Raw genomic sequence first — 11974 nt, forward strand, 5'->3', positions numbered from 1 at the left:
ATAAACACATACACATTGTGCACATGCAACAACAACACATGGAGCTTTTTACATATGAAAAAGGCTTTGTCATAATTGTTGTTCTCCTCTCAAAAAGTCCTATAAACCTAATAGGTTTTATATGTTCTGATAATACCATATTAATGGGAAAAAGTCAATATAAATGCGCTAATCCGTTAAAATTTTCACAAATTCTTGTAATAAATATCTACACCCAACATTCGGTTAAATTTAAATCCTGCGTTTTTGATTTTTCCGCCAAATTCAAAACCGAATTTTCTGTGCAGATAAATGCTATGTTCGTTATCGCTTGTAATCAGTGAAACAATGGTTAAAAATCTGTTTTCGGTTTGCGCATAGCTCAGTGCGTACTCCATAAGCTGAGTGCCGATGTGCTTGTTTTGGCAATCTGCTTTTACATATACCGAAAGTTCTGCAGTGATGTCATATGCATCTCGCCGGCTGAATTGGGAGAGGGCAACATAACCTATTATATCGCCGTTATCCTCATATACCGCAAGCAAATACTTGCCTGTATGCTCGCTAAGCATATTGGCAAAGTATTTGTCATCTCTTGGATTTATATCATAGGTAGCCGTAGTGTTTAGCACTGCGTAATTGTAAATATCTTTTATAGCCGACAAATCGTGTTCGGTGGCTTTTCGTATCATAAAAGGTTTTCTTTCTTAAATGCCTGCTCAAGGTCGGAAATAATATCTTCGGCATCTTCAATGCCAACGCTGAATCTGAAAAATCCGTTGTGGAATTCTTCGGGATACAGGTACTGCCTTTCGTCGTTTTCTCCGAGGAATACAATAAGGCTTTCATCGTGACCGAGAGAAACGGCAGATGTAATAACATTTAAGTGACTTACAAATCTGTTGTATGTATCGTGGTCAGCTTTTAGTCCGAATGAAAGTACACCGCCAAAGCCGTTTGTCATCTGCTTTTTGGCAATTTCGTGGTTTGGGTGATCTTCAAGTCCCGGATATGCTACAAAGCTAACTCCCTTTACTGTTTTAAGATACTTTGCAACCTTAAGTGCATTTTCGTTGTGCTGTTTCATTCTGAGCGGCAAGGTAACTGCACCACGCATAATGAGCCAAGCGTTAAACGGACTGATTGTTGCGCCGAGGTTAATCTGCGACTGTGCTCTGATGATGTCGAGGTATTCTTTTTTACCGATAATAGCACCGCCCATTGCGTCGCCGTGACCGTTGATATATTTCGTAAGGCTTTCAATCGAAAAGTCTGCGCCAAGCTCAACGGGTCTTTGGTTGTACGGAGAAGCAAATGTATTGTCAACCGATAAGAGTGCATTGTTTTCGTGTGCAATGTCGGCAATAGCCTTTATGTCGGATATTGTAAGAGTAGGATTGCCCGGAGTTTCAATGTGAATAAGTTTTGTGTTCGGGCGGATTGCCTTTCTTACATTTTCGGGGTCTGATGTGTCCACGATAGTGGTTTCCACACCGAATTTATTGTTTAAAAGCTCGTTTAAGAGTCTGTAAACCGCAATGTATGTTACGCTTGAAAAAATAACATGGTCACCGCTTTTGAGTAAGGCAAAGAAAAGTCCCGATAAAGCGGCAACACCGCTTGCAAGAACTACGCAATCCTCGCCGCCCTCAAGGGATGCAACCTTTTCCTGCAGATACTGCTGATTAGAGCCGCCGTTTCTTGTATAAAGGTTTTTGCCTGCACTGCTCCAATTCAGGTCGCTTGGGTCATAGGGCAATTCATAGCTGTTTGCCATAGTTATAGGCCTCTTAATTGCTCCTGTTTCGCCGTCCACACCGTTGCCTGTATGTACGGCTCTTGTCTGAAAGCCTAAATTTTTTACATTCTTTTCGCTCATATTATCACCCTTCTGATTATAAATTTCCGTGTTTTCGTTTGATTTATTGAATAATACGGATTTAGGCAGGTAAAATGTTAATACTTACTATTCCTACCTGTAAAGTAGGTTTATTGTAACACCACACATTTTGTTTGTCAATAGTTTTGAGAAATCTTTTTGGAAATAATATAAAAGCTATCCTCTATAATGCTTGTTGCAGTTAATTAGAGGTGTTTGTTTTGCGTTGAAAAATTCATAAATTATTGGTGCTTTTGTAAAAATATACAAAAAATTTATGTTAATTTTTATAATATCCAATGTAAAAATTCGTATATACCACTATTTTTTAATGTGATTATTTATTATAATAATTTATAAGTGTTATTGTTTGCTGTGTTTTTGGGGGTGAATATTTCTTAGCAGGCAATTATTTAGAAACTTTTTGTGATTTTATGGTTTTTTAGGTTTTGAAATTAACATTTTACAGGAGGAAAAAGCGTGAAAGGGAATAAGAGAATAATCAGTGTGGCTCTTGCAGCAAGTATGTTGTTGCCTTGTTTTGCAACAGCTGCGGTGTCGGCAAATGCGGTAGTTGTATCAGATGAAAATTCGGTTTCTGCCGGCGATTACGATTTAATGGACAACATTCAGGACGGTGTAATTTTGCACTGCTTTAACTGGAAGTACAATGATATTAAGGCAGAATTAAATAATATTGCCGAGGCAGGTTTTACAACAATTCAAACTTCACCTGCACAGCCCGGCAGCGGAACCGGTACATGGTGGTGGTTGTATCAGCCGTTGGGATTTTATATAGGTACTAGCGAACTCGGTACAAAGGCAGAGTTGGAATCACTATGTAAAGAAGCCGAAAATTATGGTATCAAGGTAATAGTTGATGTTGTAGCAAATCATCTTGCAGGCGACCATTCAAGAATAGAAGATGATTTAAAGCCATCAAAGTATTGGCATACTTTTGGTGGTGGTATTAATTGGAAAAACAGATGGCAGGTAACGCACGGAGAAATCGGTATGCCTGATATCGCAACTGAAAATTCATATGTTCAGCAAAAAGTAGGAAAATATATGCAGGAATTAAAGTCAGTCGGTGTTGACGGTATTCGCTGGGACGCAGCAAAACATATTGGCGTTCCGAGCGAGGGCGATAATTTCTGGAGTTCGGTAACAAAGTATGGTTTATATAACTATGGCGAAATTCTTACCGGTCCTGATGACAGAGAAACCGGAAATGAAGATATAATGAAAGAATATACAGACTATATTACAGTAACCGACAGCAATTACGGTAAAACTCTGCGTGATTCATTTAATTCCGGTGATGCACCTGATTCGTCTGGAAACTGGAGTGATCGTGGTATTTCCTGCGATAAACTCATTTATTGGGCCGAAAGCCATGACACATGGTCAAATAACAAAGATTGGGGCTATTCAAATGATATGAGCCAAAATGTTATTGACCGTGCATATGCTGTTGCGGCAAGCCAAAATGAAGTAACGGCTCTTTATTTTTCTCGTCCGTCATCAAAAATTAAAGATAATATAAAAATCGGTGAAAAAGGCAGCACTCACTTTACAAGCAGTGAGGTTGCGGAAGTTAATAAATTCCACAATGCCATGAACGGAAAAGCCGATTGTTATAAAAAGTCAAACGACTGCAGCGTAATTACCCGTAAAGACGGCGGTGCTGTTATTGTAAAAGGCAGCGGCAGCGGTAATGTTTCTGTTGAAAACGGCGGAGGCTATGCAAAACCGGGTACATATGTTGACAAAATTTCCGGCAACACATTTACGGTTACTTCATCGTCAATCAGCGGTAAGGTCGGCTCAAGCGGTATTGCCGTTATTTATGAAGAAGAAAATCCTAAGCCAAAGGTAAGTGTAACTCCGGGTTCTTCTACATACGAAACAGAAACTTACACACTTACATTAAATACCAAGAACGCTGAAAACTCGCAGTATTCCGTTGACGGCGGTAAATATCAGTCATTCACTGACGGTACGAAAATTACAATCGGCGCAGGTCTTGCGTACGGTACAAAGACAACAATCAATGTAAAGGCAAGCAACGCCAACGGTTCAGCCGATAAAACCTACATTTACACAAAGGTTGACCCGACATTAACGCAAAAAATTTACTTTGACAATTCATCTTATAACTGGTCAAATATATATGCTTATATTTATTCAGATGCAGTTTCTAATGCAAAATGGCCGGGCGAAAAAATGACTTTGGATTCTTCTACAGGTTATTATGTAATTGAAGTTTCAGATTCACTTGCAAACGGTGCGGTTATTTTCAGTGACGGCACAAACTCTGCAAGCAAGCGTTATCCTGCAGATTCAAAGCCGGGATTAAATCTCAACGGCACTACAAAGATATTCAAAGCAAATCACACTTTTGAAGATTATTATCCGCCTGTACCGACCCAAAGTACAACAGCACAGCCAACTACGGCACAGCCTACTACGGCACAGCCAACTACACCTCCTGCTGAAAGCATACTTATCGGTGATACAAATCAGGACGGTAAAATTACAATCAACGATGTAACCGGAATTCAGCTTTACATCAATGAAATGATTACATTTAATCAGAAACAAAAGATTGCTGCCGATGTTGACGAAGACGGTTCTGTTGATATCAGAGATGCTACATACATTATGATGTACGTTACAAATCAGCCAAGCAGTGAGGCTAAGGTAGGTCAATACACAGGAGGAATCACTCCGACACAGCCGACAACGGTTAAACCGACAACACAGCCTACTACAGCGCCGACACCGACAACCCAACCTACAACTTCATCTGTATCTGACAAATATACTATGACATTTACAGATAACTACAACTGGGGTAAAGTAAATTGCTACTATTGGTCTGACAGCAATACAAAAATGACATCATGGCCGGGAAAATCAATGACAAAGTCAACAACAAATGAATTAGGTCAGAGTGTTTATACCATTGATATTCCAAGCGACGCTACATATGTAATATTCAACAATGGCAGCAGTCAGACTGTTGATATTCCTGTTACAGGCAGTGCCGAGTTTTATATTTCGGGCAGTTCAAACGGAAAATATACCGTTAAAAACCGATAATTTTAAAAATTGCGTTGAAATAAAAAATAAGAGTGATACAATAAAGCTGTCAGGTTTTATCAATCTGACAGCTTAATTGTATTATATATTTTGTAATCAGGAGTATTATTTATATTTATGGAGAATCAAATCGAAAAAAATATCGAGCATTTAAGAAATTCTCAACTTTTTCGTGGATTTACCGATGATGAAATTGAGAAATTTCTATATAATACTAAATTTAAAATTATTGAACTTAATCGTGGCGCAATACTTAATGTTGAACTTGATAAATCAATTTTTGTTTTATATGGTTCAATAGCTTCTTATGAAACTAATATAGACGGTGTGAAAACATTTATAAATTATTTTGAACCCGACGGAAACGGATTGGTGGCTATAAGCCTGGATACTTCGTATCCGACGGTATCGGTAGAGGCAAGAAAAAAATCGGTTATTTTGTCACTTGAAACAAATTCATTTTTAATAACCGATCCGTCAATTATTTTTTTACAAAACAGAGTTCAGCAAAACATTATCAGTATTTTTTACAGAATGACAGAAAATGTTATGCAGCGCATAATTGCTAATGCGGAATCTCTTTCTAAAAATAAAATTATTAAGTATTTGCGACAATTAAAAAGCGAGCAAAAAAGTGACAAATTACAAATTCCTTTTACAAGACAGGAGCTCGCAGACCATTTGCAAATGGATATAAGCACATTGATGAGAGAATTAAAAAGTTTGCAAGAAAGCAATGTGCTTACATATGACGGAAAAATAATTACGATTTTGAATATCTGACACTACTATACTTCTCAAAAGGGCAGTCCAAATAATGGACTGCCCTTTAAATATGGATTATGATTTATTTTATTGCAGAAAATTTAATTAAGCGGGGAAAAATGCACCGGCTGTAATGTCAAGGTAATTAAGACCCGAATAGTTTGGATATTCAGCCTTTACCTTGTTTTTAAAGTCCTCGGCATCGGCAGAATTTGCCGCAATAGTCTTGATGTTCTTAACATAAGCAAGCTTTGTTCTTACATCGTCTGTATCCTCAGGGTCATAGTGCGATGTGAGGATAAGGCTGTAATTCTTGTTTATGTAGCTTTCAAGGTCGGCAATCATTGCATCTGCGTGAGCGTTGCCGCCAATGATTGAGTGGCAGTCGTGACCGAGCATATGTGTGTAAATAACATTGATTTCAGGGAAAACAATATCAAAAGCATCAGCAGTTTCTACAATGCTAAGTTCGGTATCTGCGATTTTTAATGTTTCGCCTGCGATAAGGTTAGTTACCTTGTGGATGGACGAATCAAAAATATTTCCGAAAGTCTTGTTAAAGTTTTCTACTAAAGCTTTACCGCCACCGACTGTGCCGTAAGTATTTGCCTTTTTAGTAGCGTATTTTTTAACATCGGGTAAAAATGTGCCGCCACCCATATGGTACGCAAGCACTACGCCCTCAACCTCTGCTCCGCTTTCCTTAATGAAAGCCTCAAGCTCTGCAATGTTGTCATTAAAGCAAGGCGATTCGATAACAACTGTTTTGTTGTTTTTTACAAGCATAATTGCTTCATCGTCAATAAAGTCATTTGTACGGTAAACCAATAACTTTACTTCACCGAATGAATATTCAAAGATAGTGCCTTTTTCTAATTTGATTTCTTTGTAATCTGTCTTTTTCATAATAAAACCTCCGTAAAAATGTTTATGTGTTGAATTTGTTGTAACATTAATGATTACAACGATATATTATCACAAGCTTGTTGTAATGTCAATAGTTACAACAGATTTTTTAAAAAAAGATTTTGAAGAAATTTCCTCAAAATCTTTAATCCGGTTATTTTTGAATTTCTATCAAGTTTTTGGTGTCGGTCAAAACATCTTTTAATGTAACAGACGCAAGTTCTTTTTCCATTGCCTGCTGTACTTTTATGAGCCTGTCGTCAAGAACGGCGTGAATGTTTCGTCCAACGGGGCAGAGCGGGTTAGGGTTTTCGTGAAAATGGAAAAGCTCGCCGTTGCCTACACAGTCCACAGCCTTGTAAATATCAAGAAAAGTAATTTCGCCTTCGGGTTTTGCAAGCACAGCACCGCCCGAGCCTCTTGCCACATCAACAATATTTGCCTTTTTAAGCTGACCAAGAATTTTGCGTACAATAACAGGGTTTACATTTGTGCTTGACGCCAAAAAATCACTTGTAACCTTAGTGCTTTCGCCAAAGGTTTTAATACAGGTAAGAATATGAACGGCAAGTGTAAATCGGCTTGAAATTTGCATATATGCCACCTCATTGTAAGGAATAAATTATAAGAAAAACACGCTAACCGTTTAGATTAGCGTGTAATGGTCGGGATGACAAGATTTGAACTTGCGACACCACGCCCCCCAGACGTGTGCGCTACCAAGCTGCGCTACATCCCGTTGCAACATATACTTTATTTTATCAGATATAAATCAAAAAGTCAAGCAATTTGAACTTATGTTAAGACTTATTTGCAATAAAATCTTTCAGCTTGTCAAGGTGTATGCGCAGATCTGACTCACCCTGCTTATAAATTTTTTCGATAATTTCGGGATTGCTCTCGGTACGGCTTATTCCAAGGCTTTGCTTTGGCGCAATTACATACACAAGTCCCTGCTCCTCAAGGCTTTTTATTCTGTCAAGCTGAGTGTTATACATTTGCGGTCTGTTTAGCAATGCTTTTGCAAATTCAGGCTTTTTTCTGTAACGCTTTGCGGAAATTTCAAGGGTTTTGTCTGCCTGCTTGCGGTAATCTCTCGCTTGCGTGAGAATTACAATACACTTGTCGCATCCGTCATCAAAGGCGTGCTGAAACGGAATACTGTCGGTAATTCCGCCGTCAAGATATTCGTTGCCGTTAATGATAATCGGCTGAAAAAGGAGAGGCAGGGCGCAGGTTGCTCTCAAAATTTCAAATCTTCTGTCATAGCGTGATACAGGCACATATTCGGTTCTGCCTGTATTTATATTTGTAAGCGTTGCGATTACATCTCCCTTAAAACTTGCAAATGTATCGTAATCAAACGGCACGAGCTTGTTTGGAATTTCGTCCATTATAAAATCAAGGTTAAAGTAACAGCGCCTTTTAGGGTTTAGCAAATATTTAGTGCCCATATATCTTTTGTCGTTTAAATATTTTGTTCCTATTATATAGTTTCTGCCGATTTGTTTTGAAACATAGGATACAGCATTGGAAATGCCTGCCGAAGTACCGATTACATAGTCGGCATATATGTTTTCTCTCAGCATTTCGTCCATTACGCCGCAGGAGTAGAATGTGCGTGACGCACCACCCTCAACTACAAGACCGATTTTCATATTATCACTTCCTATAAAGATATTTTACTACAAAATAGGTAAATTTCAATACACATATATTGACAAAATAAAATTAATGTTTTTATAAATCCGTAAATACTTGTTCAACAAAACAAACAAATAATTAAACTGAAAAGACAGCTTGCAAACGCCAAAAGAAAACGGCTTCTTAAAAAAGCTTGACCACAACAGGTATATGATAACGGCTCATGGTCTGCATACAGTGCATAATCGCATTATAGTTTTATAGACAAACAGAATTTAACCCCCTCTTAGCGAGGGGGTTATTTTTATACTTAAATTTTAGCAGCCGCAGCCACAACCGTTAGAAGACTCATTACCGCCACAGCAAGCAAGGATAACTATAAGAAGAATAACCCATGAGCAGCAGTTGTTGCCATTACCGAAAAAGTTACACATAAGCGTTTGCCTCCTTTCTGTTTACACTACATAATATTGCAGAATACAGAAAGTGTGACTGTATAAATAAAGATGTTAAAAGACTAATTGCAATAGTTGCGAAAGTTCTGGTTTAGGCTACTTTCCATCGGGCAACAAAGTAAAGCAAAACTAAACTTTCCGTCCCAAGGTTAAAAATTCGGTCAACATTTTCAAAGGTTGTGGGTGTGGGCAACGCCCACAAAATTTTATGTTATTGCAAATTTTAATAGCCAAACAGCTTGCTGTTTGGCGGATTGAACATAACGGCGAAATCCTAAAAATGCGACAGCAACAAGGGAAAAGCCACGCTACTAAAACTACTAATTTGCCACTTTTTAAGGGCAAATCAGCCACACACGCAAACCTCTTTGTGTTCTTTAGAATATCGTTTCTCTAAGATTGCTAAAGTGCGACTTTCTTACTTTCTGCCACTCATTAGTTTTAACTTTTATTTTATCTTAAAATCTTTAATAATCTAAAGTTTAGTTATTATATTGTGCAATTACAGCTTATTATTTTATATTTAAAATCAGTGCATTTTTATTGTTTTATGGGCTCTGCCCAAACCCGCAACCCTTTAAAAAGGGTTGACCTGAATTTTGAATTTATAAAACTAAACTTTTGGTGGTGAACCATATTTTTACATTAAACCAACAAACTAAAATCCGCTCAATTTATAATAAAATCGAGCGGATTAATTAATAAAATAATATTATACTGTAATTTACTGCTTTTACATTTCAGCTCTGTTAATTGCATTAAGAACGCCGAGAACAGATGCAACATTGACATTTGAATCAATGCCTATACCAAAAATGTTCTTTCTGTCAGGCTTTTTAAGCTCAATGTAAGATACAGCCTTTGAGTCTGAGCCTTGAGAAATAGCGTGCTGGCTGTAAGAGATAAACTCGTACTTGTCAAGTCCAACCAGCTTGATTGCGTTAAAGAATGCGTCAATAGGGCCGTTGCCAACACCGCTGAGCACAACCTCATCAGTGCCGTCAATAGTCATCTTGCCTTTGAAGTGAACATAATCCTTACCGTTTTCGCTCTCCTCGTAAATTTTACGCTTAGTAAGAGCGTATTTCTGCTTTGTTTCAAGATAATTTTCGCTGAATACTTCAAAAAGTTCCTTAGGGATAAGTTCTCTTCCGAGTTCCTCGCATTTTGCCTGAACCAGCTTAGAAAATTCAGGATGCATTTTCTTTGGAAGATCATAACCAAAGTTGTGGCTCATTACAAATGCCGCACCGCCTTTGCCGGACTGGGAGTTGATTCTGATAATCGGCTCGTACTCTCTGCCAACATCGGCAGGGTCGATAGGAAGATAAGGAATTTCCCAATATTCAGTGCCGCTGTCTTTCATATACTGCATACCCTTATTGATTGCATCCTGGTGAGAACCCGAAAAAGCAGTAAATACAAGCTCGCCAATGTATGGCTGACGAGGATTGATTTTCATATCTGTGCATCTTTCATAAATTTCTCTGAGCTTTGGAAGATTAGAGAAATCAAGCTTCGGGTCAACGCCCTGAGTAAACATATTAAGCCCCATTGTTACAATGTCAAGGTTACCTGTTCTTTCACCATTGCCAAAGATTGTACCCTCAACACGCTCGGCGCCTGCAAGAAGTGCAAGTTCGCCTGATGCAACACCTGTTCCTCTGTCATTGTGTGGGTGCAGGCTGATAATGCAAGCCTCTCTGTCCTTAATATGTTTAATAAAGTATTCTACCTGATCTGCATATGTGTTTGGTGTGCACATTTCAACAGTATTCGGCAAGTTAAGAATAACAGGGTTCTCTTTTGTAGAGCCGAGTGCCTCCATTACCTTGTCACAAATATATACGGCATTTTCAACCTCAGTGCCGCTGAAACTTTCAGGAGAATACTCAAAGCGGAAGTTTGTATCACCTGTATATTCATCAGTAAGCTGCTTAATAAGTTTTGCGCCTTCAATAGCAATTTTTGTAACGCCTTCCATATCTGTTTTAAATACAACTTTTCTCTGTAAAGTAGATGTTGAATTGTAGAAATGAATGATTACGTTTTTAGCGCCCTTAACTGCCTCAAAGGTTTTGCGAATAAGGTGCTCTCTTGCCTGAACAAGTACCTGAATTGTAACATCATCGGGAATATGGTTGCCCTCAATCAATTCACGGCAGATTTCGTACTCTGTTTCAGATGCGCTCGGAAAGCCGATCTCAATTTCTTTAAAGCCCATATCTACGAGTGTGTGGAAAAATTCGAGCTTTTCCTCCATATTCATTGGGTCAACAAGCGCCTGATTGCCATCACGCAAGTCTACACTGCACCAAATAGGTGCTTTTGAAATTACATTGTTAGGCCACTGCCTGTTTTCCAGCTTGATCTGCTGGAAAGGGATATACTTTTCAAATCCTGGTTTCATATAAAGTGCCTCCTAATTAATTGCACAAAAAATCGCCCCTAAAAAGGGACGAATATAATATCCGTGGTACCACCCGGTTTCAGGTGCACATCACTGCACACCCCTTACAGACTTCCAACAAAGTCCTGACCGATAACGCAGTCTTGCGTTCTGCACTACATAATCTCGCACAGAAAACTCGGGGATGAGCTATACATATATAGGATAACACAGCTTTTCACCAATCAGCTGCTCTCTGAAGATATACCTAAATATCTTGTTCCCGTCATCGTTTTTAGAGGGATTTACTTGCTGATACTATTATATAGAGAATAAAAACTTTTGTCAAGATTATTTCGTTTATAATATTCACTTTTTCTGATATATATAGTATAGCTACGCTTGGCTGAGATGTTTAAACATATATAATAGAAAATGCAAGCCATATATGTAACCTAAAGAGCAGATAAGTTAAAATGAAAACAGAATGCTTATTATAATAAAATAAAGAGTAAATCTTTTGCATCGAGCGTATAAAATACGAATAATAGGGTATATTTATATGCAATAAAGGCTTTTTTGAAAAAAGTTGTGCCGAAAAAGTCAGTGATAAGCCACTTTTTTAAAAAATTCAAAAAAATTTGAAAAAAATTGAAAAAAGGGGTTGCAATTTGTAAAAGGGCGTGATATAATAACAAAGTCGCTTGAGGAAAGCACAAAAACAACAGAAAAGTTTGAAAGCACTGAGTAAAGCTTTTAAAAATTTTTGAAAGAGATTTCAAAAAACTTTTTAAAAAAGTTTGAAAAAAGTGTTGACAAACAAAAATAAGTGTGATATAATAGTTCACGCAC

General features: G+C 37.9%; 9 protein-coding genes, 1 tRNA gene and 1 other annotated feature. Of the genes, 2 read left to right on the forward strand and 8 right to left on the reverse strand.

Annotated features, from left to right (window positions below; all coding sequences use genetic code 11):
- Positions 1-185: 185 nt before the first annotated feature.
- Together DXC23_RS10575 and DXC23_RS10580 are read right to left on the reverse strand one after the other, a co-directional pair.
- Entirely contained in the window at positions 186-671 is a 486-nt protein-coding gene (locus DXC23_RS10575; RefSeq protein WP_117706238.1) for a GNAT family N-acetyltransferase, read from the reverse strand.
- On the reverse strand, positions 668-1858 hold the full coding sequence (locus DXC23_RS10580; RefSeq protein ID WP_117706240.1) for an aminotransferase class I/II-fold pyridoxal phosphate-dependent enzyme: 1191 nt from the start codon (positions 1856-1858) through the stop codon (positions 668-670). Before DXC23_RS10580 ends, DXC23_RS10575 begins: the two co-directional genes overlap by 4 nt.
- A 480-nt stretch (positions 1859-2338) precedes the next feature.
- On the opposite strand from DXC23_RS10580, the gene DXC23_RS10585 reads away from it, so the two are divergent.
- Together DXC23_RS10585 and DXC23_RS10590 are read left to right on the forward strand one after the other, a co-directional pair.
- A complete protein-coding gene (locus DXC23_RS10585; RefSeq protein ID WP_117706242.1) occupies positions 2339-4963 on the forward strand; it encodes a starch-binding protein in 2625 nt (874 codons plus the stop codon).
- A gap of 117 nt (positions 4964-5080) precedes the next feature.
- On the forward strand, positions 5081-5746 hold the full coding sequence (locus tag DXC23_RS10590; protein ID WP_117706244.1) for a helix-turn-helix domain-containing protein: 666 nt from the start codon (positions 5081-5083) through the stop codon (positions 5744-5746).
- An 87-nt stretch (positions 5747-5833) separates the two neighbouring features.
- On the opposite strand, the gene DXC23_RS10595 is transcribed toward DXC23_RS10590, so the two are convergent.
- From DXC23_RS10595 to DXC23_RS12570, 6 genes are all read right to left on the reverse strand, one after another.
- Positions 5834-6634, reverse strand: coding sequence for an MBL fold metallo-hydrolase (locus tag DXC23_RS10595; protein ID WP_117706246.1), 801 nt, complete (start codon positions 6632-6634; stop codon positions 5834-5836).
- A gap of 154 nt (positions 6635-6788) precedes the next feature.
- Positions 6789-7229: an Rrf2 family transcriptional regulator gene (locus tag DXC23_RS10600; protein WP_117706248.1), complete on the reverse strand. Its 441-nt coding sequence runs from the start codon at positions 7227-7229 to the stop codon at positions 6789-6791.
- A gap of 67 nt (positions 7230-7296) precedes the next feature.
- A tRNA-Pro gene (locus DXC23_RS10605) sits at positions 7297-7373 on the reverse strand.
- A 61-nt stretch (positions 7374-7434) separates the two neighbouring features.
- Positions 7435-8292, reverse strand: coding sequence for a patatin family protein (locus DXC23_RS10610; RefSeq protein WP_117706250.1), 858 nt, complete (start codon positions 8290-8292; stop codon positions 7435-7437).
- Between the two features lie 1174 nt (positions 8293-9466).
- The gene (leuA, locus tag DXC23_RS10620) at positions 9467-11143 is read right to left on the reverse strand and encodes a 2-isopropylmalate synthase (RefSeq protein WP_117706254.1); all 1677 of its coding nucleotides are present in this window, start codon (positions 11141-11143) and stop codon (positions 9467-9469) included.
- A 41-nt stretch (positions 11144-11184) separates the two neighbouring features.
- Positions 11185-11421 (reverse strand) — a binding site (T-box leader).
- 195 nt (positions 11422-11616) lie between these two features.
- Positions 11617-11974 (reverse strand): hypothetical protein (locus DXC23_RS12570; protein ID WP_207658471.1); only part of this gene is annotated, 358 nt, incomplete at its 5' end.

The organism is Eubacterium sp. OM08-24, assembly GCF_003438075.1.
In the GTDB taxonomy this organism is placed as follows: domain Bacteria; phylum Bacillota; class Clostridia; order Oscillospirales; family Acutalibacteraceae; genus Ruminococcoides.

Bases quoted from the DNA above. Each gene is read 5' to 3' on its own strand.
- DXC23_RS10575 (WP_117706238.1), bottom strand. From the start codon at position 671: ATGATACGAAAAGCCACCGAACACGATTTGTCGGCTATAAAAGATATT.
- DXC23_RS10580 (WP_117706240.1), bottom strand. From the start codon at position 1,858: ATGAGCGAAAAGAATGTAAAAAATTTAGGCTTTCAGACAAGAGCCGTA.
- DXC23_RS10590 (WP_117706244.1), top strand. From the start codon at position 5,081: ATGGAGAATCAAATCGAAAAAAATATCGAGCATTTAAGAAATTCTCAA.
- DXC23_RS10595 (WP_117706246.1), bottom strand. From the start codon at position 6,634: ATGAAAAAGACAGATTACAAAGAAATCAAATTAGAAAAAGGCACTATC.
- DXC23_RS10600 (WP_117706248.1), bottom strand. From the start codon at position 7,229: ATGCAAATTTCAAGCCGATTTACACTTGCCGTTCATATTCTTACCTGT.
- DXC23_RS10610 (WP_117706250.1), bottom strand. From the start codon at position 8,292: ATGAAAATCGGTCTTGTAGTTGAGGGTGGTGCGTCACGCACATTCTAC.
- leuA (WP_117706254.1), bottom strand. From the start codon at position 11,143: ATGAAACCAGGATTTGAAAAGTATATCCCTTTCCAGCAGATCAAGCTG.